Origin of the sequence: Achromobacter denitrificans NBRC 15125 (genome assembly GCF_001571365.1) — a bacterium.
GTDB lineage: Bacteria > Pseudomonadota > Gammaproteobacteria > Burkholderiales > Burkholderiaceae_B > Achromobacter > Achromobacter denitrificans.
In genome coordinates, this window is record NZ_BCTQ01000037.1 from 1 (window position 1) to 24219 (window position 24219).

20 protein-coding genes are annotated in these 24219 nt (G+C 66.8%); 8 read left to right on the forward strand and 12 right to left on the reverse strand.

Annotation, left to right across the window (positions count from 1 at the left end; all coding sequences use genetic code 11):
* The 3 genes from ADE01S_RS31970 to ADE01S_RS24560 form a co-directional block, all read left to right on the forward strand.
* Positions 1 to 282 (forward strand): hypothetical protein (locus tag ADE01S_RS31970; protein WP_218010726.1); only part of this gene is annotated, 282 nt, incomplete at its 5' end.
* A 611-nt stretch (positions 283 to 893) separates the two neighbouring features.
* Positions 894 to 2357: a ribonuclease G gene (rng, locus tag ADE01S_RS24555; protein WP_062684405.1), complete on the forward strand. Its 1464-nt coding sequence runs from the start codon at positions 894 to 896 to the stop codon at positions 2355 to 2357.
* 206 nt (positions 2358 to 2563) lie between these two features.
* Positions 2564 to 3265 (forward strand): DUF3053 domain-containing protein, encoded by a 702-nt coding sequence (locus tag ADE01S_RS24560; protein WP_062684406.1) that lies wholly within the window; start codon positions 2564 to 2566, stop codon positions 3263 to 3265.
* Between the two features lie 126 nt (positions 3266 to 3391).
* Here the strand turns inward: ADE01S_RS24560 and ADE01S_RS24565 are convergent, their stop codons facing one another.
* The 3 genes from ADE01S_RS24565 to msbA form a co-directional block, all read right to left on the reverse strand.
* Positions 3392 to 3622, reverse strand: a complete 231-nt coding sequence (locus tag ADE01S_RS24565; RefSeq protein WP_062684359.1) for a hypothetical protein — start codon at positions 3620 to 3622, stop codon at positions 3392 to 3394.
* A gap of 122 nt (positions 3623 to 3744) precedes the next feature.
* Positions 3745 to 5550 carry a monovalent cation:proton antiporter-2 (CPA2) family protein gene (locus tag ADE01S_RS24570; protein ID WP_062684360.1) on the reverse strand — a complete coding sequence of 602 codons (1806 nt, stop codon included), beginning with the start codon at positions 5548 to 5550 and terminating at the stop codon, positions 3745 to 3747.
* A 160-nt stretch (positions 5551 to 5710) separates the two neighbouring features.
* Positions 5711 to 7486, reverse strand: coding sequence for a lipid A export permease/ATP-binding protein MsbA (gene msbA, locus ADE01S_RS24575; protein WP_062684361.1), 1776 nt, complete (start codon positions 7484 to 7486; stop codon positions 5711 to 5713).
* A 103-nt stretch (positions 7487 to 7589) separates the two neighbouring features.
* Here msbA and ADE01S_RS24580 point away from each other — a divergent pair, with 103 nt between their 5' ends.
* The 4 genes from ADE01S_RS24580 to ADE01S_RS24590 all read left to right on the forward strand — a co-directional run bounded on the left by ADE01S_RS24580 (position 7590) and on the right by ADE01S_RS24590 (position 10669).
* On the forward strand, positions 7590 to 8561 hold the full coding sequence (locus tag ADE01S_RS24580) for a glycosyltransferase family 9 protein (protein ID WP_062684362.1): 972 nt from the start codon (positions 7590 to 7592) through the stop codon (positions 8559 to 8561).
* Between the two features lie 12 nt (positions 8562 to 8573).
* Positions 8574 to 9338 (forward strand): YdcF family protein, encoded by a 765-nt coding sequence (locus ADE01S_RS24585; protein WP_062684363.1) that lies wholly within the window; start codon positions 8574 to 8576, stop codon positions 9336 to 9338.
* A gap of 45 nt (positions 9339 to 9383) precedes the next feature.
* Entirely contained in the window at positions 9384 to 9653 is a 270-nt protein-coding gene (locus tag ADE01S_RS31375) for a YkgJ family cysteine cluster protein (RefSeq protein ID WP_075873312.1), read from the forward strand.
* A gap of 425 nt (positions 9654 to 10078) precedes the next feature.
* Positions 10079 to 10669 carry an ATP phosphoribosyltransferase regulatory subunit gene (locus tag ADE01S_RS24590; RefSeq protein ID WP_062684364.1) on the forward strand — a complete coding sequence of 197 codons (591 nt, stop codon included), beginning with the start codon at positions 10079 to 10081 and terminating at the stop codon, positions 10667 to 10669.
* Here ADE01S_RS24590 and ADE01S_RS24595 read toward each other — a convergent pair.
* The 7 genes from ADE01S_RS24595 to dnaE all read right to left on the reverse strand — a co-directional run bounded on the left by ADE01S_RS24595 (position 10666) and on the right by dnaE (position 20048).
* Positions 10666 to 11826: a glycosyltransferase family 4 protein gene (locus tag ADE01S_RS24595; RefSeq protein WP_062684365.1), complete on the reverse strand. Its 1161-nt coding sequence runs from the start codon at positions 11824 to 11826 to the stop codon at positions 10666 to 10668. The genes ADE01S_RS24590 and ADE01S_RS24595 overlap by 4 nt on opposite strands.
* Positions 11801 to 12526 carry a polysaccharide deacetylase family protein gene (locus ADE01S_RS24600; RefSeq protein ID WP_087881394.1) on the reverse strand — a complete coding sequence of 242 codons (726 nt, stop codon included), beginning with the start codon at positions 12524 to 12526 and terminating at the stop codon, positions 11801 to 11803. Before ADE01S_RS24600 ends, ADE01S_RS24595 begins: the two co-directional genes overlap by 26 nt.
* A gap of 230 nt (positions 12527 to 12756) precedes the next feature.
* Positions 12757 to 13866, reverse strand: a complete 1110-nt coding sequence (locus tag ADE01S_RS24605) for a glycosyltransferase (protein ID WP_062684367.1) — start codon at positions 13864 to 13866, stop codon at positions 12757 to 12759.
* Positions 13863 to 14615: a glycosyltransferase family 2 protein gene (locus tag ADE01S_RS24610; RefSeq protein WP_062684368.1), complete on the reverse strand. Its 753-nt coding sequence runs from the start codon at positions 14613 to 14615 to the stop codon at positions 13863 to 13865. The genes ADE01S_RS24605 and ADE01S_RS24610 overlap by 4 nt, the downstream gene beginning before the upstream one ends.
* Entirely contained in the window at positions 14612 to 15460 is an 849-nt protein-coding gene (locus ADE01S_RS24615; protein WP_062684369.1) for a polysaccharide deacetylase family protein, read from the reverse strand. The genes ADE01S_RS24610 and ADE01S_RS24615 overlap by 4 nt, the downstream gene beginning before the upstream one ends.
* Positions 15457 to 16557, reverse strand: a complete 1101-nt coding sequence (locus ADE01S_RS24620) for a glycosyltransferase family 4 protein (RefSeq protein ID WP_062684370.1) — start codon at positions 16555 to 16557, stop codon at positions 15457 to 15459. Before ADE01S_RS24620 ends, ADE01S_RS24615 begins: the two co-directional genes overlap by 4 nt.
* Positions 16557 to 20048, reverse strand: a complete 3492-nt coding sequence (gene dnaE / locus ADE01S_RS24625; protein WP_062684371.1) for a DNA polymerase III subunit alpha — start codon at positions 20046 to 20048, stop codon at positions 16557 to 16559. Before dnaE ends, ADE01S_RS24620 begins: the two co-directional genes overlap by 1 nt.
* 115 nt (positions 20049 to 20163) lie before the next feature.
* On the opposite strand from dnaE, the gene lpxO reads away from it, so the two are divergent.
* Complete coding sequence (gene lpxO, locus ADE01S_RS24630) at positions 20164 to 21063, forward strand: lipid A hydroxylase LpxO (protein ID WP_062684372.1); 900 nt, start codon at positions 20164 to 20166, stop codon at positions 21061 to 21063.
* Positions 21064 to 21109: 46 nt separating this feature from the next.
* On the opposite strand, the gene ADE01S_RS24635 is transcribed toward lpxO, so the two are convergent.
* Together ADE01S_RS24635 and ADE01S_RS24640 are read right to left on the reverse strand one after the other, a co-directional pair.
* Positions 21110 to 22405 carry an ABC transporter ATP-binding protein gene (locus ADE01S_RS24635; protein ID WP_062684373.1) on the reverse strand — a complete coding sequence of 432 codons (1296 nt, stop codon included), beginning with the start codon at positions 22403 to 22405 and terminating at the stop codon, positions 21110 to 21112.
* A gap of 13 nt (positions 22406 to 22418) precedes the next feature.
* Positions 22419 to 24146, reverse strand: a complete 1728-nt coding sequence (locus ADE01S_RS24640; protein ID WP_062684374.1) for an ABC transporter permease — start codon at positions 24144 to 24146, stop codon at positions 22419 to 22421.
* Positions 24147 to 24219 lie beyond the last annotated feature (73 nt).

The window sequence follows — 24219 nt, forward strand, 5'->3', positions numbered from 1 at the left end:
GGGTTTAACCCCCGGCCCAATCACTGTGCATCGCATCAAGCGCCCACACTTATCGGTTGTTTAATTGTTAAAGAGCGGTACTGCCAAATTCTTTACTGCTTAATCTTGCCTGCTGCCACTTGCTTCGCTTTCGCGTCGCCTGCCGTGTCAGCAGCAGAGAAACGAGATTATGAAGAAGTTTTTATCGTTTGTCAAGTCAGCATCGCTAGTTTCGCTCCGCCTTCTTGCCAGACCTTCTTCAAGATCCTGCTCTCTCTAGCAGCTATCGAAACATCAGGGTAAACCCTAAGTTTTCGGCAACTGCCAAGCCCGAAACTATAACACAACTTTTGCAGATTATGCAACCGGCTTCTGCCTGACTTGCACCCCATTCTGCAACCTGCGGCGCCGCGGATTCCGCTTTGCCCGCACCCTGAACAACAGGGGTTGGTTACCACTTCAGGTGGCTGAATTAACAGTCAGGGTAAACCCTGAATTCGTTTCACCAGCCAAGCCCAAGACTATAGCATATTGTTTCGGATGGCGCAACTGACTCCTGCCTAATTCGCGCTATCCATGCAATGAACGCTTGCCTGGCCCCGCGCTTCGAAAACTGCCCGAACCGCGAAGGAGCGAGACTATAGCACAACTTTTCGCGCCGTGTGCCCGGCGCGGAACGCCCCCCGCGCCGCCTGGCTGGCTCCTCTGGATAACCTCCTTTAGATAGCCTGCGGGATCGCTCCTCCGGATACCCTACTTACGCTCCCCCTCTGATAGCTTCTTATAGATAGCTCTCTATATATAGAACAGAATGACAGCGATCCCGGCTTGCCTACGGAATGGGTACGTTTACTATTCGCCTGGTACGCCGCACCTAAATTGGAGACGAGCACCCTATGCCCCCCGCCATCGCCATGAGCGAAGATATCCTGATCAATGTCACGCCCTTCGAGACCCGCGTTGCGCTGGTAGAACAAGGGTCGGTACAGGAACTGCACGTGGAGCGCAGTATCCAGCGTGGCCATGTGGGCAACATCTACCTGGGGCGGGTGGTCCGCGTGCTGCCCGGCATGCAGAGCGCCTTCATCGATATCGGGCTGGAGCGCGCCGCCTTCATCCACATCGCTGACCTGCGGGAGAACCGAGGCGAAAGAAGCCAGGGACTCACGCCCACGCCGATCGAGAAGCTACTTTTCGAGGGACAGACCATCATGGTCCAGGTGGTCAAGGATCCCCTGGGCACCAAGGGCGCCCGGCTGTCGACGCAGATCAGCATGGCCGGGCGGATGCTGGTCTATCTGCCCCATGACCCGCACATCGGCATTTCGCAGAAGATCGACACCGAATCCGAACGCATCCAGCTGCGCGAGCGGCTGCAGGCCCTGATGCCCGCCGAGGAAAAAGGCGGCTTCATCGTCCGCACCCAGGCCGAAGGCGCGAACGACGAGGAACTGACGGCGGACCTGGAGTATCTGCGCAAGCTCTGGACCAGCGTGCAGGCGGCCGCGCGCACCCAGCCCGCCCCCGCCCTCCTCCATCAGGACCTGACCCTGGCGCAGCGCGTGCTGCGCGACATGGTGGGCCCGGGCACCGGCGCCATCCTGGTGGACTCCCGCACCACCAGCGCCGCCATGCTCGAATGGGCGCGCATCTATACGCCTTCGGTCGTGGACCGGATCCAGCACTACAGCGGCGAACGGCCGCTCTTCGACACGGCGAACGTGGACGAGGAGATCTCGCGCGCCCTGTCGCGCCGGGTGGACCTGAAGTCGGGCGGCTATCTCATCATCGACCAGACCGAGGCGCTGACCACGGTCGACGTGAATACCGGCGGCTTCGTGGGCGGGCGCAACTTCGACGACACCATCTTCAAGACCAACCTGGAGGCGGCGCAGGCGATCGCCCGCCAGCTGCGCCTGCGCAACCTCGGCGGCATCGTCATCCTGGACTTCATCGACATGGAAGACCAGGAACACCGCGAGACCGTGCTGGCCGAGCTGAAGAAGGCGCTCTCGCGCGACCGCACCCGCATGACGGTCAATGGTTTCACGCAACTGGGGTTGGTGGAAATGACGCGCAAGCGCACCCGCGATTCGCTGGCGCACCAGCTGTGCGAGCCCTGCCCCATGTGCGAGGCGCGCGGCAACGTGCGCACGCCGCGCACCGTGTGCTACGAGATCCTGCGCGAGATCCTGCGCGAGGCGCGGCAGTTCAATCCCAAGGAGTTCCGCATCCTGGCATCGCAGGAGGTGGTGGACCTGTTCCTGGAAGAAGAGAGCCAGCACCTGGCCATGCTGGGCGACTTCGTCGGCAAGCGGGTGTCGCTGGAGGTGGAAGGCCGCTATTCGCAGGAGCAGTACGACATCATTCTCGTCTAGGGCCTGTTAACGCTGAAAGGCCTAGGCCCTTAACAGGTTAGCCATGGAAATTCACGTCATTGTGTATGAATTGTGTGTCTTAACGATTCGTTTGCAATGAAGTTTGAAACCAATGGCGACAATCAGGACGAGCCGATAAGCTGCGGGCGCTTTTGCGGGGCCATCCCTGCAAGGCGCCCATTCTTTTGCTTTCGGAGGTCCAATCGATGAAGTCCCTATTCCGTCCGTTCCTGGTGCTGGCCGCAGCGCTGCCGCTTTTGTTGGCCGCCTGCGGCGACAAGGAGCCTGAACAGCGTGCCGCGTTCACGCAGTTCCTGCAGACCCGCATCGTGGACAAGCCCGGCGTGCGCGTGCCGAAATTGACGGACGAGGAAAAGAAGTCCTTCGGCGACTACGCCGCCCACTACGCCGTCATCACCGATTTCAACGCCGGCATGGATGCCTCGGTGAAGCCGCTGTCCGGCATCATGCAGAAGGGCGCGGTGCGCTCGCTGAACGACATCGTGACGCGTCGCGACGACTTCAAGGCGGTGCAGGCCTCGCTCAACGAGATGGGCACGGCGCTGCAGGCGCAGCAGGCCAAGGCCGATGCCGCGCATGCGCAGCTCAAGCAGCCCGAAGACCTGAAGGCCGTGTACGACAAGGCCTACGAGAAAACGGTCAGCCTCCCGGCCGACACTTTCCGCGACACGCTGCCGCAGCTGAACGCGACGTTCGACGCCAGCCTGAAGATCGCCGACTACGTGGCCGCGCACGCCTCGCAGATCGAAATGTCCGGCGCCATCGTCAAGGTGAAGGATCCGGCGGTGCAGGCTGAACTGAACCAGCTGCTGCAGGACCTGAACACGCAGGCGAAGAACGTGCAGCAGGCGCACACGCGCATGCAAGCGGTGATGATGGGCCGCTGAACGGCCCCAGCCTCGTTGCCGTCATGCGGGACGCGCAAGCCGGCGATCGCTCGGCGATCGCCAGCGCCCGCTGGCGGCTGGCGTCGGCCATCAGCACCCGAACGCTTCGCCCCCGTAACGCGCCGCTCAGGATGCCGCGACCGCGGCGATGCGGAACGGAAACGCCCTGGCGCCGCGCGCCCGGTCGGCCTCGCGGTGCGCGCCGATCGACCATGCCGGCCCCGCCCCGCCGGTCTGCGAGAGCAGACGACGCATGGAACCCGCGGAGAAACCGCAGCGCAAGGCCAAGGCCTGCCGCCGGGCCAGTTCTACTCCAACAGCTTGCGGCGTCGTGGAAATCCGATCCGATTGCAGCATGGCAGCCCCCTGGCAAATAGCTCTTCATGGGCGAAGAGTCTGTGCGGATTAATCTACCTCAGTCACCAGCGCTTGCGCGTGAAATGATGCGTAACGTATCGCGAACAAAAGGAAATAGTGGCTCAGGCCGACGGACTGGCCGCCGGTTCGCCCGCCTCGCGGTCGGGTTTGTCGTTCCTGCCGTCGGCCGGACTGCTCATGTTGCCGTACAGCAGCGACCGGCCGGCGAACAGCCCGCCCGCCACTTCCAGCTCGAAACGGTCGGTGTCGCGCTTGCGCACGTCCTGCACCACTTCGGCGGCTTCGTCCGCCGGCACCCCGATCACGCGTAGGGCGCCCTCGCCGAAGGCCAAGGCCGATTCCAGGGTTTCGCGGACCTGGTAGTCCACGCCCTCCTTGGCCAGCGCCAGAGAGTGGATGCGGTCATAGGCGCGCACCGCCACGCGGACCAGGGGGAATTCCGCCTTGACCAGCTTGACCATATGGTTGACCGAGACCGGATTGTCGATGCAGATCAGGATGATGCAGGCATGCTCCGCCCCGGCGGTGCGCAGCATATCCACCCGGGTGCCGTCGCCGTAATAGACCTTGACGCCCCATTTGGCGGCGGCCCGGATGGCATCGGTATCCGTATCCAGGATGGAGACTTTCAGGTCGCGCGCCAGCATCGCCTGGGTCACGATCTGGCCGAAGCGGCCGAAACCCACGATCAGCACGCAGCCGTCCAGGTCCTTGGCCACGTCCACGCCCTCCATGGACGGCGCGGGCTTGGGCAGCAGCCAGCGCAGCGCCAGCACGCACAACGGGGTGAACGCCATCGAAATGATCACGACGGCGGTCAGCACCGCGGCGGTGTGCGCATCGAAAATGCCGGCGGCGGCGGCCGCCCCGTAGAGCACGAAGGCGAATTCGCCGCCCTGCGCCAGCAGCGCAGCGCGCGTGGTGGCCTCGGCGTGCGTGGCGCGCAATATCCGCGCCACCGCGTACACGCCGGCCGATTTCACCAGCATGAAGACGACGACCGCCGCCAGGATGAGCGGCCATTCGCGGACCACGGCCGACAGATCCAGCGACATGCCCACGCCCAGGAAGAACAGGCCCAGCAGGATGCCGCGAAACGGCTCGACCTCGGCTTCGAGCTGGTGGCGGAAGGTGGATTCGGACAGCAGCACGCCGGCCAGGAACGCCCCCATGGCCATGGACAGGCCGCCCAGCTCCATCAACAGCGCGGCCCCCAGCACCACCAGCAGCGCCGCCGCGGTCATGACTTCGCGCGCGTGCGCGGCCGCGAGCAGGCGGAACAACGGATTGAGCAGCCAGCGGCCCGCCGCCAGCAGCGCCAGGATGCATCCGATCGCGATGGCCGCCTGCAGCCACGGATCGCCGTGCTCGGCGCCGCCCGCCGGCGCCAGCAGGCTGGCCAGGGCCAGCAGCGGCACGATGGCCAGGTCTTCGAGCAGGAGGATGGAAACGATGCGCTGGCCCTGCGCGCTGGCGGTCTCGCCCCGTTCGGCCAGTATCTGCATGACGATGGCGGTGGAGGACAGCACGAACCCCATCGCCGCCATGAAGGCCGCCGGGCCGGACAGGCCCGCCAGCAGGCCCACGCCCGTGAGCAGCGCGCCGCAGGCGAGCACCTGGGCCACGCCCAGGCCGAAGATCTCGCCCCGCAGCTTCCACAGCCGGGAGGGCTGCATTTCCAGGCCGATGATGAACAGGAACATCACGACGCCGAGTTCGGCGACGTGCAGGATCGATCTGGGATCGGAGAACAGCCCCATGCCGAACGGGCCGATGGCCAGGCCGGCCGCCAGGTAGCCCAGGACGGATCCCAGCCCCAGGCGCTTGAACAGGGGAACCGCGACGACGGCGGCTCCCAGCAGGACGACGACGTTGACGAGCTGGTTGCCATCGGAAGGCAGGGACATGGGGCGCTCCTGGATGCACGGCGGCCCGCGGCGCCCCGGAGCGGACGGGACGGCGCCCGCGGGCCGGCCTTCGTGCATTTTCCGTCAATCCGGCGGATTGGCAATCCGGAAATGCGACAGGAGGAAAACGCGCCCGGCGGCGGCCGGGCGCGAGGCGGGATCAGTCCTCGCGGAACTGCATCTTGTAGAGCGAGGCGTACAGGCCGCCGGCGGCCAGCAGCTCGGCGTGGCCTCCGTGCTCGACGATCTTGCCGGCATCCAGCACGATGATGCGGTCGGCATTCTGCACCGTCGAGAGGCGGTGGGCGATGACCAGCGTGGTGCGGCCCTTCATCAGGCGTTCCAGCGAGGCCTGGACCTGGCGCTCGGACTCGTTGTCCAGCGCCGAGGTGGCTTCGTCCAGGATCAGGATGGGCGCGTTCTTGATCAGGGCGCGCGCGATCGCCAGGCGCTGGCGCTGGCCGCCCGAGAGGCGCGCGGCGTTCTCGCCCACGGGCGTGTTCATGCCCTGCGGCAGCCCGTCGACGAATTCCAGCAGGTTGGCGGCGGCCAGGGCGTCGCGCACCTTCTGTTCGCTGGACTTGCCCAGCGCGCCGTAGCCGACGTTGGCGGCGATGGTGTCGTCGAACAGCACCACGTCCTGGCTGACCAGCGACAGGTGCGAACGCAGGCTGCGCAGCGTCAGGTCGCCGATGGGCACGTCGTCCACCAGGATCTGCCCGCTATCGGCCAGCACGAAGCGCGGCAGCATATTGACCAGCGTGGTCTTGCCGCTGCCGGACCGCCCCACCAGGGCCACGGTCTGGCCGGGCTCGACGACGAACGACACGTCGTTGACGGTGTCGCGGTCCGCGTCCGGGAAGCGGTGCGACACATTGCGGAACTCGACCTTGCCGCGCACGGGTTCGGGCAGTTCCCTGGTGCCGGTATCGCACTCGGGAACCTGGTCGATCAGGGTGAACACGCTTTCCGCCGACACCAGCATCTTCTGCATGCGCGCGGCCACGTTGGTCAGGCGCTTGATCGGGTCGAAAATCTGGGCCAGGGCGGCCATGAACGAGGCGAAGCTGCCCACGGTGAGCGCGCCGCTGTTGGCCTGGCTCAGGGCCACGGCGATGACCGCGCCGACCGAGATCGAAATGCACACCTGAGTCAGCGGCGTGAGCGCGGCATCCGCCGTGGCGGTGCGCATGGCGAAGCGGCGCAGGCGCCGGCTGACGAAATCGAAGCGGCCGCGCTCGACCTCGTAGCCGTCGAACAGCTTGATGACGCGCTGGCCGTCGATGCCCTCGCCGACCACGCGGGTCAGTTCGGCGTTCATGTTGACGGTTTCGCGGTTGATGCGGCGCAGGCGCTGGATGAAGAAGCGGGAGATCAGCACCGAGACCGGCAGCATGATCAGGATGATCAGCGTCAGCACCCACGACATGTAGAGCAGCACGCAGATCAGGGCGATGACGACCAGGGTTTCGCGCACCAGCACCGTGATGACGTCGGTGGCATAGCCGGTGACGTTGCCCGCGTCGATGGTGAAGCGGTTGAGCAGGCGGCCGGTGTCGCCCTGCTTGAAGTCGGCGTCCGGCAGGCCCAGCAGGCGCTCGAACATGTCCCGGCGCATGCCCAGCAGCACGTTGTTGGCCACCCAGGCCAGCAGGTAATCGCTGAAGAAGTTGCAGATGCCGCGCAGCAGGATCAGCCCCACGACCGCCAGCGGCAGGGCCCAGACATAATAGGGTTTGGCCCCCGAAAAGCCGCCGTCCAGCAAAGGCTTCATAATGACGGCCAGGACGGGTTGGGTGGCGGCCGCCCCTGCCATCAGCAGAATGGCCAGCAACAAACCCTTCCAGTAGGAGCCCACGCGGCTGTAGATCCGCTTCCAGAGTTCAGCTTTGACGGGATGGGAACCCGCGGGCGCATGGCGTGCGGCAGAATTCAAAGGGATCACTCGCTTTTATACAATTGTGCCGAGAATTGTACCGGCTGCGCGCCACGCGCCGCCCGGACCGCCCTCTTAGCCCTAACGCGCCCCGCGCCCATCCATGTCCGATATCAGTTGTTTGTACGTCCGGTTACCCAATTGGGTGGGCGATGTCTGCATGAGCCTGCCCAGCCTGCGCGCCCTGCAGGCCAGCGGCCTGCCCCTGGTGATCTGCGCCCGCCCCTGGGCCCGCGACCTGCTGGACGGCGTGGCCAAGCAGGATTTCATCCCGATGCGGGGCAAGGTCGGCCCGGACCGGGCCGCCGTCAGCGCCCACCGGCGCAGCCTGGGCGCCCTGGGGCGGCGGGCCCGCGGCCTGCTGCTGCCGGACTCCCTGTCCAGCGCGCTGGTGTTCCGGCTGGCCGGCCTGCCCTCGGCGGGCTACCGCGACGACGGCCGCAGCTTCCTCCTGCGCTGGCCGGTCTCCAAGCCCGACGACTCCCTGCACGCGGTGCAGTCCTGGCATTACCTCACCCGCCAGGCCCTGACGCGCTGGGGCCTGCCCAGCGGCCCCGCCGAACCCGGGCCGACCCTGGACCTGCCCCTGACCGCCGCCCACCAGGGCGCGGCCGAGCAGGCCCTGGAGGCCGCCGGGCTGGCCAGCGGGCGCTTCGTCCTGATCGCGCCGACGGCCACCGGCCTGCACAAGGGCAAGATCAAGGTCTGGCCAGGATTCGATACACTTACCCGCGCCCTCCAGGCCCAGGGCCATACCGTGGTAATGTGCCCCCCTCCGGCCGAAACCGAGGAGGCCCGGCGCAATGCGCCGACGGCGCTGCTGCTGCCTCCTCTGTCGCTGGGCGCCTTCGCGGCGCTGACGGCCAGAGCGGCGTTGGTTATTTGCAACGATTCCGGCGTGTCTCACGTCGCCGCGGCGGCAGCCGCCAGGGAACTCACCCTGTTTGGCGTCACCCGTCCCGGACGGACCGGCCCCTGGTCGCCCCGGGCGGTGTGCGTCGGCTCGGAGAACGCCTGGCCATCGGTCGAGGAAGTCGTCCAGCAGGCCATGATCCTGCTGGACGAGACGCAGTAATCAGGACTTGAAATGCCTTTTTCCAGTTATCTCGCGAATCTGATCATCCCTTACAACCTGTGCATGACCCTGGTCGTGATCGGACTGGCGCTGGGCTGGTTCCGGCTCCGCAAGACCGGCGGCGTCCTCATCGGGACCGGCCTGCTGTGGGCGCTGTTCTGGTCGCTGCCGGCCACCTCGCTGTGGCTGGGCGGAGCGTTGGAATCCCGCTACCCCCACCTGCCGCCCGCCGACTCCCCGACGGCCGACGCCATCGTGGTGCTGGGCGGCAACACCGCCAACGGCCGGGCCAACTGGTTCCTTCCCTATGACAGGGACACCGCGGTGGTGCGCGTCGACACGGCCGCCCAGCTCTACCTGGCCGGGCGCGCGCCCAAGGTGTTGCTGTCCGGCGGCGCGCTGGAAGGCGACGTGAGCGAAGCCCGCGGCATGGCCTATGCCATCCGCCAGCAGGGCGTGCCGGAAAGCGCCCTGATCCTGGAAAACTCCAGCCGCACCACTTACGAAAACGCCACCCTGACCGAGGACCAGCTCAAGGCCCGCGGCATCGACAAGGTCCTGCTGGTGACCTCCGCGCTGCACATGCCGCGCGCGATGGCCGCCTTCTCCAAGCAGGGCGTGCAGGTCATCGCCGCCCCGGCCCCGCCGCAGATCGTGCCGCCCACGGACGGCTCGCTGCCGCTGTGGCTGCCCGACCAGCGCACCTTCGACGCCAGCCGTTCCATCATCAAGGAATACGCCGGTCTGTTCGTCTACTGGCTGCGCGGGTGGGTCTGAGGATGACGCCCGGAGTGGCCGCAACGAAGCCCTGATGCCATGGGAATGAACGTTCAAGCATGCCGGCCGGATTGCGGCGCCTGTTGCATCGCACCGTCGATATCCAGCCCGATTCCGGGCATGCCCGACGGCAAGCCCGCGGGGGTGCGCTGCGCGCAGCTCGATGAAGAAAACCGCTGCAGGATATTCGGGCACCCCGAACGACCGGCGGTGTGCGGTTCATTGCCGCCCAGCCTTGAGATGTGCGGCGACAGCGCCGGCGAGGCGATGAGCCGGCTGACCTGGCTGGAAAAGGCAACCGCGGTTTCACCCTGAAGATCGCCGGCCCCCGCGCCGCAGCGGCTTTACAAGCCAGATGCCCTGTGTGAGGATACCGCCATGGACATTCGTAACGTTCTCACCACGCTTCATCATCACGGCCGCAATCCCTTGCGCCGTGGTTCGTTACGTCCATAGCTGGGAATCCGGGAAAGCACTGCTGCTCCCGCCCAAGCACAACGACCAAGGCGCCTGAGGCGCCTTTTTCTTTTTTCATCGCCGGGCCGCCCCAAGATGAAAACGCCCCCTTGGGGGGCAGCGAGCCCGCGCAGCGGGCGCAGCGTGGGGGCATCTTTTCATCGCCGGGCCGCCCCAAGATGAAAACGCCCCACTTTTCATTTCTGCTTCAAGGAAAATCGACATGACCATGATCCGAGGAACCCGATTCGTCGTAGGCAAGGAAGCCGCGCAGGTACGCGCGCTTGAAAACCGATTCCGGAGCTATCTTCATTGATGCCGGAGCCGAGGAGGCCATCGTGCCTGCCCTGTGGTCGCAGGACACGTTCGTTCAAAAGACCGGAGGCAGCGAAATCATCGACCAGATGTGGGCCTTCCCGGACAAGAAGGGACGCCCGTGCTGCCTGATTCCGGAAGCGACGGCGCTCTTCCAGGAACGATGCAAAGACCTGCTGGGCCGCCGGCAGGAGCGGCTGCTGTTCTACGTCGCGCGGTGCTATCGGTATGAGCGGCCGCAAGCCGGCCGCTATCGCGAGTTTTCACAGCTGGGGTTCGAATACCTGGGCCCGAATCCGCGATCGGCCGCCGAACGCAGTCAGGAAATCGCCGTGGGCTTTCTCGATTCGCTGGGGCTTCGATATGAGCTCGATGACGCGGCCAAACGAGGCCTTAGCTACTATCTGGGCGGCCAGGGATTCGAAATCCGCTGCGCCGAACTCGGCGCCCAGCAACAGGTCTTGGGAGGCGGCGCGTATCGCGAAGGCGCGGGATTCGCGATAGGCGCGGAGCGGCTTCTGTTGGCCATGGAGGCGCAGGCGCTCATCGGGCGCGCCTAGGCCCCCGCCTGCCCCCGCTCCCGCAGCACCTGCGCATACAGGTCTTCATAGCGGGAGGCCACCGCCTCCCAGCTTTGCTCGCGCGCGATCGCCAGGCCGCGTTCGGCCAGCGCCGCGCGCAGGTCGGGTTCGGAGCCCAGCCGCTCCAGCGCCTGGGCCAGTTGCGCGCCGTTGCGCGGATCCTGCAGGATCAGCGCGTCCTTGCCCGCCGACAGGTATTGCGCGAAGCCGCAATAGGCGGGCGAACTGACCACCACCGGCAGGCCGTGCGACATGGCTTCCAGCGGCGCCATGCCGTAACTGTCGTTGAGCGTGGGATGCGCATAGATGTCGGCCGCGCTGAAGTAGCGGGCGACGTCGGGGGTGGGATCGATCAGGGTGACGCGGCTGGCGATGGCGCCCGCGGCCCACACGCGTTCGCGGGTCGGCTCGTCCGCGCCCACGACCAGCAGGCGGTATTGCGGCGGCAGCTGGCCCAGCGCGTCCAGCAGGGCCGGCAAACCCTTGCGCAGCGGATTGCGGGCGACCAGCAGGCAGCCGATGGTTTCGGCGTCCCAGCCCAGGCGGGCGCGGGTTTCCTCGCGCCCTTCCCGCTGGGCGGCCGTGGGCAGCTTGACCCCTGGCGCGATGATGTCCACCGGCAATTGCGGACCGTAGCTGCGATGCAGCTGGTCCATGATGAGCCCCGACACGGCCACCACGCGCCGCGCCGGCACGGCGCGCACGCGCAGCTTTTCCAGCAGCAGGTAGGTGGCCAGGCGCGGGCTGAGCCAGGCGGTCAGGCGCTGCAACGGCTTGACGCGGGTCAGGCGGTTGTAGCGCACCGGGGTGACGTGCATGACCTGGATTTCGCCGGCCCAGCCGTTCATGTGCGAATGCACGATGTCGTACCGTCCACGGGTGAGGCGGTCGGCGCGCCAGGCGAAATACAACACCCGCATCCAGCTCGGCAGCCAGGCGGGAAAGCGCACGGGCAGGAAAGGAAACGGCAGGTCGCTGTCGAAATCGCGCGCCACGACGGAGACGTCATGGCGCTGGCCGAGCACGCGCATCAGCTCCACGCCGTAGGCTTCCGCGCCTCCGAAGCGATTGCCGAAGCGGTCGACCAGCAGCGCGATGCGCAGCCGCCGCTCAACGGCGCCGGCGGGAGTCTTCATACCGGGTCAGGCATTTCTGCAGGAAGCGGATGATGTTGGTGGACCGGGCCACCGTCACCCGGGGCAGTCCGTAGGGATCGTCGGAAACCGCCGCCAGGCCGCGCTGCGTCAGCGTGGCGTTGTCGTATCCGGCTTCGCGCACCATGACCCGGTGTTCCGGGCCGTGGTCGCCATAGGGATAGCAGAAGGCGGTCACGGGCCCGCCCAGCGCCTGCTCCAGCTCGTCCTTGGATTCGACGATCTGGCGCCGCGCCTCCTCGGGCGCGATCTTGGGCAGGTGGACGTGGTCCAGGGTATGCGAGCCGACCTCGTTGCCGGCCTGCGCCCATTCCCGCATCTCGTTGACGGTCATCAGCGCCGAAAACGGGATGCCTTTTTGCAGGTCCCACACATTGCCGCCATCGAACTGGTGCGCCACGAAATAGTTGGTGGCGGTGAAGCCCAGCTCGCTCAGCACCGGCATCGCATTGTGATGCACGTTGCGGTAGCCGTCATCGAAGGTGATGCCGAATACCTTGCCCTGCCGCTCGCCGCGCACATAGGGCATGATGTCCCGCATGGACAGGCCGCGATAGCCCAGGCGGCGCATCCAGCGCATCTGCCGGGCGAAGCTGGCGGGGTGTACCGTCAGTCCGCGATACGGCGTGCCCTTGGGGTTGGGCTCACCGATCTGGTGGTACATGAGAATGGGGATAGACATAGGGACGGATTATAAGGGCCCCCACGCTGCGCACGCTATGCGTGCTTGCTGCCCCCCGAGGGGGCTGGCCCGCCTTGGGGCGGCCCGGCGGCGGGCCGGCTATTCTTGCGGAGGCTGTGGATGTCAGGGTCCGCGCTGCGCACGCTATGCGTGCTTGCTGCCCCCCGAGGGGGCTGGCCCGCCTTGGGGCGGCCCGGCGGCGGGGCGGGGCCCCCACGCTGACGGGCTGCTCAGGCCAGGGTGCGCCGGTAGACGTCCAGCGTGGCGGCGGCGAAGCGTTGGAGGTTGAAGTCGCGCACGGCGGTTTCGCGGGCCTGGGCGCCCATGGTTCGCACGGCGTCGGGGTGGTCGAGCATGAAGCGCAGCTTGGCGGTGATGGCGGGCACGTCGCGCACGGGGACGATCCAGCCGTCCACGCCGTCGGTGACGTTCTCGGGCAGGCCGCCCGCGTCGCTCACCAGGGCCGGCAGGCCCAGGCCCATGATCTCGCGGCAGGCAAACGACAGGGCCTCGCGATAGGACAGCACGAAGCCGGCATGGCAGGCCGCCAGGGAGGCCCGCACGTCGTCGAGCAGGCCGGGGAAGCGGACCTGGTCGATCATGCCCAGTTCCCGCACCCGCGCGAGCTTGGCCTCGGAGGGCGCGTCGCCCGCCACCATCAGCAGCACGCGCGCCTTGTCGGCGGGCGGCAGGGCGGCTGCCGCGGCCACCAGGTCCAGCCAGCCCTTGTCGTAGTCGGTGCCGCCCGCGCTGCCCAGCAGTAGCTTGCCCTGCCAGTCCGGGCCGAAGATCAGGGCCCGCAGCTTGTCCAGGCTCTCCGGCGGCGGCGGCGCGAAGAAATCGGTATCGATGCCGTGGCGGATGGTAGTGATGGGACGCTTGCCGTAGGGCGAATTCGCCATCAGGCCGTGGATGTAGTCGCTGACCGCGATGCTGTGGTCGGTGGCCAGCGCGACCCGCAGCTTGTGTCCGAAGCTGGTCAGGGGATGGTCGTTGTGCTTGGTGAACACGATGCGGGGCCGCCGCGACATGCCCAGCGTGGCCAGCATGACCTGCTTGTGGTCGGCCGAGCCGTTGGCGTGGATGATGTCGTAGCGCCCGGCCTTGATCAGCCGGCGCAGCTGCGCCCGGTCCTTGAACCAGGAGGACGGCCGCGTGGTGTACTGCATGGGCTCCACCGTTACGCCGGGGATGGCCTGGGCGTAGCGGTACAGGCGGCTGGTGGACGGCGCCGCGACCGTGATCTGGTGCTCCCTGGCCAGCGCCTTGGCCAGGTTGATGATGTAGGTGACGTGCCCCCCGCCGTTGCCGGCGTGGAAGTTGGTGTAGAGGATCTTCACTTTTGCTTGTCGGCCAGGAACATCAGCTTCGAATAGCGGAAGAAACTGCCGGCCGCCGCGGTCACGGCCAGCACCAGGCCGTGCTTGCCGTCGAGGAAGCCGCGCCGGATCAGGTAGATCCGCACGAAGGTCCAGAAGCCGTGCCCCAGCGCGCCGAAGATCGACGTGCGCTTGCCCTTGGCGTACATCATGGCGGCGGCGTCGGACGAATAGCGGTTGACCTTGGTGATCAGGGCGTCCAGGTTGTCGTACGGATAATGATGGAAATAGCCGCGCATTTTCAGCGGCTGGCCGTTGGCCGGCACCACGCGCTCATGCACCGCCGCGTCCGTGAATCGCGCCGTGCCCCGCTTGAACAGGCGCAGCACGTAGTCGGGCCACCAGCCGCTGTGGCGGATGTCGCGGCCGCAGAAATTCGACAGGCGGGCGATCTCGTAGGCATCGGCCCGCGGGGCGCTCAGCGCCTCCTGGATTTCCTGGGCCAGTTCCGGCGTGACGCGCTCGTCGGCGTCGATGGAGAGCACCCAGTCGCCGGTCGCCAGGTCCAGCGCGCGGTTCTTCTGGGGGCCGAAGCCGGGCCAGTCCGAAGTGACCTCGACCCGCGCGCCCAGCGCTTGCGCCAGTTCCACGGTGCCGTCGGTGCTGCCCGAATCGACCACGATGAACTCGTCGGCGAACGCCACGGACTTGAGGCAGGCCGCGATGTTGGCCGCCTCGTTCTTGGTGATGATGATGACTGATAACTTCATCCGCGATTCCTAAGACGCTTTTTCCAGGCCTTCCAGGCATGGAAGCGCGGGCCCCAGAAGGGGTCGCGCGACAGCCAGATGCGCCGGTTCAACCAGGAGCCTGCCTGGTTGCGCACCGCGAAACGGTAGATGTGCTCGGGATCCGCGCCGGGCGAGTTCTGGCCGAAAGGGTCGGTAGTGTACAGGTGGCGGAATCCCGCCTCGCGAGCCGCGGCCACGTAGTCCGCGTCGAAATAGCCCTGGGGCCAGCAGAGATGGTCGCTGGCCTGGCCCAGCCGGCGTACCAGCGTCTCGCGCGAGTCCCGCAGTTCCTGCGCGATGCGCGCGCGCTTGGCGTCGGTGTCGGCGCCGCAGACCTTGTCCCAGCGGGTGTGGGTATGCGTGTGGGAATGGAACTCGAACGTGCCCGCGGCCTGCATGGCCTCGATTTCGCTCCAGCGCAGCATGGCGTCGTCCGCCCTGCCCGAGGCCACCAGCTGCTTGCAGGCGTCGTGGTCCGGCGTGGCCGGCAGGGGGCCGCCCTGCCCCGCGTGCGGCCGCAAGGGCCCGTCGCCGATCCAGCCCGTGATGGTGAACAGCACGGCGCGCATGCCGTGGCGCGCCAGCACCGGGTGCGCGTGCACCCAGTTGTTCAGGTAGCCGTCGTCGAAGGTGATCAGCACCGACCGCTCGGGCGCCTCGCCCCCCGCCAGGTAGGCGGCGAACTGCGCGGCCGACAGCGAGTGGTAGCCGGCGCGCGCCAGGCGCGAAATCTGGGCCTCGAAAACATCGGGCGTCGCCGCGATCATGCCGCCCGCCGGCGTGACGTGGTGGTACATCAGCACCGGGACGTTGGGCGCGTTCATTTCGCGCGCTCCCCCAGCCACCTGGCATAGACGGCCTCGGTGGTTTCCGCCAGCCGGGCCGGCGAGAACACGCCCTCGTCCCAGACCATCTTGCGGCCCGCCTCGCCCATGCGGCGGCGCAGGTCGGCGTCGTCGATCAGGCGCTGCAGCGCCTCGGTGAGGGCGCGGGCGTCCTTGGGAGGCACCAGGATGCCGGTTTCGCCGTCGCGGAACATCTCGGACACGCCGCCGACGTCCGTGCCGATGACGGGCAGGCCGCTGGCCTGCGCCTCGACGTAGACGGTGCCGGACGCTTCCTGCTGGGTCGCCAGCGCAAAGAGATCGAAGCCCGCCAGCAGATTGGGCACGTCGCGCCGCATGCCCATCAGGTGGATGCGGTCTTGCAGCCCGAGCTCGACCACATAGGCCTGGGTCTGCTCGAATACCGGCGAACCACCGCCGACGAACACCAGGTGCAGCCTGGGCCGGCTGGCCATCAAGGGCGCGATCGCGTCGATCAGGTCTTTGTGGCCTTTGGTCGCGCGCATGACGGCCACGCAGCCGACGACGATGTCGTCATCGGCCAGGCCGAGTTCCTCGCGCAGCGTGGAGCGTTCGACCGGCGGCGGCAGCACGATGGGCGAATAGACCGTCGCCACCCTGTCGGCGGGCACGCCCCGGTCGATGAGGTGCTGCCGCACGTGATCGCTGACCGTGGTGACGCGATGCGGCAGCCGGGTATAGGACCACAGCGAGCCCACCTTGTTGGACAGGTGGCGGGTTCGGACGATGAGCGGCGTGCCCGCCAGCCGGCCGGCTGCGGCCGCGATGACCGTATCGCGCCGGCTGTGCGTGTTGAGCACGTCGAAGCGCCCTTCCCGCAGGATGCCGCGGATGGTGGCGACGCCCTTCAGGTAGTTCGCCACGCCGTCCATTTCCAGGGTGTGCACGGTGAAGCCGGCGTCCGACAGGCGTTCGGCCAGCAGCGCCTGGGGCTGGCAGATGGCTTCCATGTGATGGCCGCGCGCGCGCATGGCGGTCATTTCCTTGAAGATCCGCCCTTCCTGGCCGCCGAAGCTGGTGGCGGCTTCCGAGTGGACGATACGCAGGCTACGCATCAATAGGTCACCTCCACGCCATCCGGCTTGGTCCATTCGTTCAGGTTCGCCAGCAGCGTATCGGCCATGCGGACGCGCCACTCCTCGCCCAACCGGACCGTGCACAGGAAATTGTTCTTGGAATAGACGATGTCGACCGGCACCCCGGGAATGCCGTTCTCGGGTTCGGCGCGGAACGGGTTCAGCATCTGCCGCAGGCGGGCCGCGTCGGCGCTGCCGTTGAGCTTGACCCGCAGCGACTTGGCGCGCGCTTCGCGGGCCAGCTGCAGGTCGTAGAGCTGCTCGGCCACGATGCGCATGCCGCCGGAATAATCGTCGTTGCTGACCTTGCCCTGCACGATGACCAGCTGGTCTTCGCGCAGGCGGTTGCGGTGCTTTTCGTAGAGTTCGTTGAAGACCGAGATTTCGACCTGCGCGGTGCCGTCGTCCAGCACGGCGAACACCATCTTGCCGCGGCGGGTCATCATGACGCGCACGCTGGCCAGCACGCCGCACATCCATTGCAGGTCGCGCTGCGGCTCCACCCGGGCCAGCTGCATCGGCACGATGCGGCGCACTTCGTCGCGCCAGGCATCGAACAGGTGGCCGCTGTAGTAGTAGCCCAGCGCGGTTTTTTCTTCCGTCAGCTTCTTGTGCAGGTCCCAGGGCGCGACCTTGGCCAGTTCGCCGGCCACCACGTCGCTGCTGTCGTCGCCGAAGAGCGAGGCCTGGTTGGCGCTGCGGGCCGCCTGCTCGGCGGCTTCCATGGCGGTGGGCACCGAGGCCAGCATCGCCGCGCGGTTGGGTTCGATCGTGTCGAACGCGCCGGCCTTGATCAGGGCTTCGATGGTGCGCCGGTTGACCGCGTGCTTGCTGACGCGGCGGCAGAAGTCGAACAGGTTGAGGAAGGGGCCGCCTTCCTTGCGCGCACGCAGGATGTCTTCGACGGCGCCCTGCCCCGTGCCCTTGACCGCGCCCAGGCCGTAGCGCATGGTGCGCGGCGGCTTGCCGTTCTTCGTGTGTTTATCGGCGACCGGCTCGAAGCGGTAGCCGGAGAAATTGACGTCGGGCGGCAGCACCTCGACGCCGTTGTCCTGGGCGTCCCGGCAGAAGATCTGGACCTTGTCCGTGTCGTCCATATCGGACGACATGGTGGCGGCGAGGAACTCCGTCGGATGGTAGGCCTTGAGCCAGGCCGTCTGGTACGAGATCAGCGCGTACGCGGCCGAGTGCGACTTGTTGAAGCCGTAGCCCGCGAACTTCTCCATCAGGTCGAACAGCTTGACCGCCAGGTCGGGATCGTGGCCCTTTTCCTTGGCGCCCTGCTCGAACAGCTCCCGGTGCTTGGCCATTTCCTCGGGCTTTTTCTTGCCCATGGCACGCCGCAGCAGGTCGGCGCCGCCCAGCGAGTAGCCCCCGATGATCTGGGAGATCAGCATCACCTGTTCCTGGTAGACGATGACCCCGTAGGTGCTCTTCAGCGTGCTTTCCAGGTCGGAGTGGAAGTAGTCCACCGCCGCGCGGCCGTGCTTGCGGTTGACGAAGTCGTCCACCATGCCCGATTCCAGCGGCCCCGGACGGTACAGGGCCAGCATGGCGATGATGTCTTCGAAGGTGTTGGGCCGGAGCTTCTTCAGCAGCTCTTTCATGCCGCGCGATTCCAGCTGGAACACCGCGGTGGTGTTGGCGTCGCACAGGATCTTGTAGGCGGCCGGATCGTCCAGCGCCAGGGCCATGACGTCGAAGTCGCGCTTGTCCTCGTTGAACTGGCGCACGTAGCGCACCGCCCAATCCAGGATGGTCAGGTTGCGCAGGCCCAGGAAGTCGAACTTCACCAGGCCGGCGGCTTCGACGTCGTCCTTGTCGAACTGCGAGACGGCGCTGTTCTCCTGCCCCGGCTGGCAATACAGCGGGCAGAAGTCGGTGAGCTTGCCGGGCGCGATGAGCACGCCGCCGGCGTGCATGCCGATGTTGCGGGTGAGGCCTTCGAGCGGCTTGGCCAGGTCCACCAGCGCGCGCACCTCCTCTTCCTGCTCGTAGCGGTCCTTGAAGGCGGGCTCGTCCTTGAGCGTGCGCTCCAGCGTCCACGGATCCATCGGGTTGAACGGGATCAGCTTGGACAGGCCGTCGCAGAACATATAGGGCATGTCCAGCACCCGACCCGCGTCGCGCACCACGGCCTTGGCGCCCAGCGTGCCGAAGGTGGCGATCTGGCTCACGGCGGCGCGGCCGTATTTTTCCTTGACGTAGTCGATGACCCGTTCGCGGTTGTCCTGGCAGAAATCGATATCGAAGTCGGGCATGGAGACCCGCTCGGGATTCAGGAAGCGCTCGAACAGCAAGTCATAGCGGATCGGATCCAGGTCGGTAATGCCCAGCGCGTAGGCCACGAGCGACCCCGCGCCCGACCCCCGCCCCGGCCCCACCGGCACGCCGTTGTTCTTGCCCCAGTTGATGAAGTCCTGCACGATCAGGAAGTAGCCCGGGAAGCCCATCTGGATGATGGTCTTGCACTCCCAGCGCAGGCGTTCGTAGTACTGCTCGCGCTTGGATTCGCGCTCGGCGTCGTCGGGGAACAGGAAGCGCATGCGCTTTTCCAGCCCTTCCTCCGACAGCTGGACGAGATAGTCGTCGAGCGTCACGCCTTCAGGCGTGGGGAAGTTGGGCAGGCGCGGCTTGCCCAGCACCAGGCTCAGGTTGCAGCGCTTGGCGATTTCCACCGTGTTGGCCAGCGCCGAGGGCACGTCGGCGAAACGGCGCGCCATTTCCTCGGAACTGAGCAGGTACTGTTCCTTGCTGAACCGCCGCACGCGGCGGGGGTTGGCCAGGATTTCGCCTTCGGCGATGCAGACCCGGGCCTCGTGCGCCTGGAATTCGAACTCGTCGAGGAACTGCACCGGGTGCGTGGCCACCACCGGCAGGCCGGCCTCGGCCGCCAGGCGCATCGCGGCCTGGGTGTAGGCTTCGTCCCCATCCATGCCGGCGCGCTGCAATTCGATGTAAAAGCTGCCCGGGAACAGGTGCGCCCACTGGCGCGCCAGCGCCAGCGCCGACACGGCGTTGCCGGCGTCCAGCGCCTGGCCCACGTCGCCGCCGCGGCCCCCCGACAGCACGATCAGGCCGTCCTGTCCCTGCAGCCATTCGCGCCGGATTTCCGCGCGGCCCTTGCCCTGGTTCGTCAGGAAGGCCTTGGTGAGCAGTTCGCAGAGGTTGAGGTAGCCCTGGTGATTGCGCACCAGCAGCAACAGGCGGAAGGGTTTGGCCGGATCGTCATCGTTGGACAGCCAGACGTCGCAGCCCGCGATGGGCTTCACGCCCGCACCGCGCGCGCCCTTGTAGAACTTGATCAGGCCGAACAGGTTCGACAGATCGGTCAGCGCGACGGCGGGCTGGCCCAGCTTGGCCACGCGCTTGATGAGATCGGGGATGCGCACGATGCCGTCCACGACCGAGAACTCGGAGTGAACGCGCAGATGAACAAAGGGGGACGGGTTTGTTACGGCTTCGGACATAGGCAGAATTGTACCGGTCAAAGCCGGGGTGCCGGGCGATTCGAAGCGGCCCGTCAGGTGGCCTGTGTAACAATAGGCCTTGCATGACCCACCCATTGCCGCACGAGATTTACGTATGAAATGGCTAATCCCCGGAATCTGGCTGGCCGCCATCCTGTTTGCGCACTTCCGTGGCCGCGTCAAGCTGCCGCTGGGCCGGCAAATGCTGGACCACTCCGTGCTGCTCGCCCCCATCAACGCCTTCATGGTGCTGGCCTCGCGCGTGCCGCCCACGCCCTACCTGACCACGAGCGAGATCGCCGAGCTCAAGGTGCTGGACGACAACTGGGAGACGATCCGCGAGGAAGCCGTGCAAATGGCCGAGCTGCGCCGCATCAAGGCCGCCGATACCCATAACGACATCGGCTTCAACTCCTTCTTCAAATACGGCTGGAAACGTTTCTACCTGAAGTGGTACGACGCGCGCCACCCGTCGGCCGAGGAACTCTGCCCCAAGACCGTCGCCATCCTCAAGACCCTGCCCAAGGTCAAGGCCGCGATGTTCGCCGAACTGCCGCCCGGCGGCCAGCTCAACCGGCACCGCGATCCGTTCGCCGGGTCCCTGCGCTACCACCTGGGCCTGGTCACCCCCAACGACGACCGCTGCCACATCATCGTGGACGGCGAGCCCTACAGCTGGCGCGACGGCGAAAGCGTGGTGTTCGACGAAACCTACGTGCACGAAGCCTACAACCGCAGCGAGCAGAACCGCATCATCCTGTTCTGCGACGTGGAGCGCCCGCTGAAATGGCGCTGGGCCGAGGCCTTCAACCGCTGGTTCGGCCGGGTCGTGATGTCGGCGGCCAGCTCGCCCAACGACGGCGGCGACCAGACCGGCGCCATCAACAAGCTCACCCACGCGCACTGGGTCATCGACCAGAAGCGCAAGGCCTTCAAGGCCTGGAACCGCAAGGTCTACAAGGCCACCAAGTTCGGCCTGATCGCCCTGGTCATCGTGGGTTTCCTGGCGCTGTAAGGCCCGCGGCGGCCCCGCCCCGGGGGCCGCGCCTGGCCGGCCCGCCCTAAGCCGGGTCCGGCACCGGCAGCGTCAACAGGCCGGTGTGATAGTCGTAGCCGTAGATTTCGCCGTAGCGCCCCCACTCCACCGCGATCTTCAATACCCGTTCGGCCTCGTCGGGTTTCAGGAATTCCTCCAGCGAACCCAGGAAGACCTTGTCGGGCAAGGCGCCGGCGGGCTCCTGTTCCAGGCTGTGGCGGATATGCGCCGCCAAGGGCACGTGCGCCAGCAACTGGCGCCCGAAGATCACTTGCTTCTGCGCCTGCTCAGCCAGTACGTAGCGTTGCCCCAGCGGCGTCAGGAAGATGTCGCCGCGGTCGATCCTCGCCAGCCCGAACAGGCCCAGCGCCTCGCAGGCCGGCAGCAGGTCGTCGTCCGAGATTTCCGCCTCTTCCGCCAGCTTGGGCAGGTCGGCGCGGCCGTTGAACGGCGCTTCGGCCAGCACGTCCAGCACCCCTTCCATGCGCTCCACCTCGGTCTGCGGAAAGCGGTAGCCCAGGCCCTGCTGCAAGGGCGTGGGCACGTCGTGCGCCGGCCGCATGGTCATCAGCGCGTAGACCTCGTCGATCAGCGCGCGCACCTGCGCCGAATCCACGTCGCGCGGACGCGGCAGGCCGACCAGGATCTGGCTGCGCACGCGCCCCGGGTCGCTGGAGAACACGATGATGCGATCGGCCATCATGACCGCTTCCTCGATGTTGTGCGACACGATCAGGATGCCCTTGGTGGAGATGCGGCTTTCGTCCCACAGCTCCAGCATGTCGTCGCGCAGCGTCTCGCCGGTCAGCACGTCCAGGGCCGAGAACGCCTCGTCCATCAGCAGCACGTCCGGGTTCATGACCAGCGCGCGGGCGATGCCCACCCGCTGCCGCATGCCGCCCGACAGCTCGCGCGGCAAGGCGCCGCCGAAACCGCCCAGGCCCATCAGGTCCAGCACCGCGTCCGCGCGCCGGGCGCGCTCGGCCGGCGCCACGCCCTGGGCTTCCAGCCCCAGTTCGACGTTCTGCTGGGCCGTCAGCCAGGGAAACAGGGCGAACGACTGGAACACCATGGCAATGCCCGACGCCGGCCCGTATACCGGCTGGCCGCGATACGTGACGGTGCCGTGGTCGGCATTGACCAGCCCCGCCATGATGCGAAGCAGCGTGGACTTGCCGGAGCCGGACTTGCCGAGCAGCGCGACGATCTCGCCCTCCTTCAGCGTGAAGTCCACGTGTTCCAGCACATGCCGGGCCGTGCCGTCGGCGGCGCGGAAGGATTTGCCGACGTCGTGCAGTTCGATCAGGGAATTGGGATTCACGGCTTGGCGGCTCCTAGCGATTCTCGGCCAGCAAGTACAGTTTGCGCCAGAAAAAGCGGTTCAACAGCATGACGAAAATACACATCACGCCGATGCCCAGCGCGATGCGATGGAAGTCCCCCAGCGCGGTCATCTGCTTGATGTAGCTGCCCAACCCGTCCGCGACCAGCGAGGTGTTGCCCCAGGTCACGTACTCGGCCACGATGCTCGCGTTCCAGGAACCGCCGCTGGCGGTGATGGCGCCCGTGACGAAGCTGGGAAACACGGCGGGCAGGTAGACCCGGCGCCACAGCAGCCATCCTTCGAGCCCCAGGTTGCCCGCCGCCAGGCGCAGCTCGTTGGGGATGGTGGACGCGCCGGCGACCACGTTGAACAGGATGTACCACTGGGTGCCGAAGATGATCAGCGGGCTCAGCCAGATGTTGGGGTTGAGCTTGAGGGCGACCATGACGAACACCACGGCCGGAAACAGCAGGTTCACGGGAAAGGCGGCCAGGAACTGCGCCACCGCCTGGACCCGCTGGGAATACTTGGGCCGCAGGCCGATCCATACCGCGATCGGCACCCAGACGGCCGAGGCCAGCGCGATCAGCAGCATCACGCGCACCAGGGTGATGCCGCCCAGCCCGATCACATGCAGCACTTCGCCCCAGCCCACGTCTTCATGGACGAAGCGCACCAGCCTATAGGTGGCCAGCAGCGCGCCGGCCGCCAGCAGCGAATCCCAGATCCGGGTCCAACGCGGATCCGGCGCCTTGGGGCGGGCGCGGATCGAGGTGCCGTCGTAGGGCACGCGGAACCAGCCCAGCGCTCCCCGCATGCCCGACCAGAAGGCGCTGGACAGCGCCTTCATCCAGCGGCTGCGGCGGGTCCAGTCCAGCAGCCAGGATTGCTGGGCGGCGTCGCCCTGGGATTCCTCGAACCGGAACTTGTCGGCCCAGGCCAGCAAGGGCCGGAAGAACAGCTGGTCGTACAGCAGGATGCCGGCCATCATCGCGCCGATGGCCCAGGCGATGGCGCGGCCGTTCTCGGCCTCGATCGCCACGGCGATGTAGGAACCGATGCCGGGCAGCTTGATGTCCTGCCCCGCCACGGAAATCGCCTCGGCCGCCACCAGGAAGAACCAGCCTCCCGACATCGACATCATCATGTTCCACAGCAGTCCCGGCGTGGCGAACGGCAGCTCCAGGCGCCAGAACCGCTGCCAGCCCGACAGCCGGAAAATGCGCGCCGCCTCGTTCAATTCGGCCGGCACGGTGCGCATGGACTGATACAGGCTGAACGCCATGTTCCAGGCCTGCGACGTGAAGATGGCGAAAATGGCCGCGCACTCCACCCCCAGCAGATTGCCCGGGAACAAGGCAATGAACGGCGCGATGGCTATCGCCTGGAAGCCGAGAATGGGGACGGATTGGAGGATGTCCAGCATGGGGATCATCGCCTTTTCGGCCGTCCGGAACTTGGCGGCGACGGCGGCGAAGACGAAGCTGAACAGCAGCGAAAAACCCAACGCCGTGAACATCCTCAGGATGGTGCGCAGGAGGTAGTACGGGAGGTAGGCCGGATCGAGGGAGATGGGCAGCTCGTCGCCGAGGGCGAACGGCCGGCTCATCTGGGAGGCGCCGTAGGCCATCAGAGCCAGCACCGCCAGCACCAGCGGCAGCAAGGCCCAATCCCAGCGGTTCGGGGTCGACCGGGACGAGGCTCCGGGACGGGTGCGAGTGCTGAACAACTCGAACATGGCGGCGATGCTCCTGGGAGCGGCGAGGAAGGGCCCGCGCATTGGAGCATAACCAGATGACTTGTCTCTGAAC

Excerpts from the sequence above, each read along its gene's own strand:
- ADE01S_RS24610 (WP_062684368.1), bottom strand. The coding sequence starts at position 14,615 with ATGAAGTTATCAGTCATCATCATCACCAAGAACGAGGCGGCCAACATC.
- ADE01S_RS24570 (WP_062684360.1), bottom strand. The coding sequence starts at position 5,550 with ATGTCCCTGCCTTCCGATGGCAACCAGCTCGTCAACGTCGTCGTCCTG.
- ADE01S_RS24620 (WP_062684370.1), bottom strand. The coding sequence starts at position 16,557 with ATGCGTAGCCTGCGTATCGTCCACTCGGAAGCCGCCACCAGCTTCGGC.
- lpxO (WP_062684372.1), top strand. The coding sequence starts at position 20,164 with ATGAAATGGCTAATCCCCGGAATCTGGCTGGCCGCCATCCTGTTTGCG.
- ADE01S_RS24640 (WP_062684374.1), bottom strand. The coding sequence starts at position 24,146 with ATGTTCGAGTTGTTCAGCACTCGCACCCGTCCCGGAGCCTCGTCCCGG.
- ADE01S_RS24580 (WP_062684362.1), top strand. The coding sequence starts at position 7,590 with ATGTCCGATATCAGTTGTTTGTACGTCCGGTTACCCAATTGGGTGGGC.
- ADE01S_RS24615 (WP_062684369.1), bottom strand. The coding sequence starts at position 15,460 with ATGAACGCGCCCAACGTCCCGGTGCTGATGTACCACCACGTCACGCCG.
- ADE01S_RS24600 (WP_087881394.1), bottom strand. The coding sequence starts at position 12,526 with ATGTCTATCCCCATTCTCATGTACCACCAGATCGGTGAGCCCAACCCC.
- ADE01S_RS24585 (WP_062684363.1), top strand. The coding sequence starts at position 8,574 with ATGCCTTTTTCCAGTTATCTCGCGAATCTGATCATCCCTTACAACCTG.
- ADE01S_RS31375 (WP_075873312.1), top strand. The coding sequence starts at position 9,384 with ATGAACGTTCAAGCATGCCGGCCGGATTGCGGCGCCTGTTGCATCGCA.
- ADE01S_RS24595 (WP_062684365.1), bottom strand. The coding sequence starts at position 11,826 with ATGAAGACTCCCGCCGGCGCCGTTGAGCGGCGGCTGCGCATCGCGCTG.
- ADE01S_RS24560 (WP_062684406.1), top strand. The coding sequence starts at position 2,564 with ATGAAGTCCCTATTCCGTCCGTTCCTGGTGCTGGCCGCAGCGCTGCCG.
- dnaE (WP_062684371.1), bottom strand. The coding sequence starts at position 20,048 with ATGTCCGAAGCCGTAACAAACCCGTCCCCCTTTGTTCATCTGCGCGTT.
- ADE01S_RS24565 (WP_062684359.1), bottom strand. The coding sequence starts at position 3,622 with ATGCTGCAATCGGATCGGATTTCCACGACGCCGCAAGCTGTTGGAGTA.
- rng (WP_062684405.1), top strand. The coding sequence starts at position 894 with ATGAGCGAAGATATCCTGATCAATGTCACGCCCTTCGAGACCCGCGTT.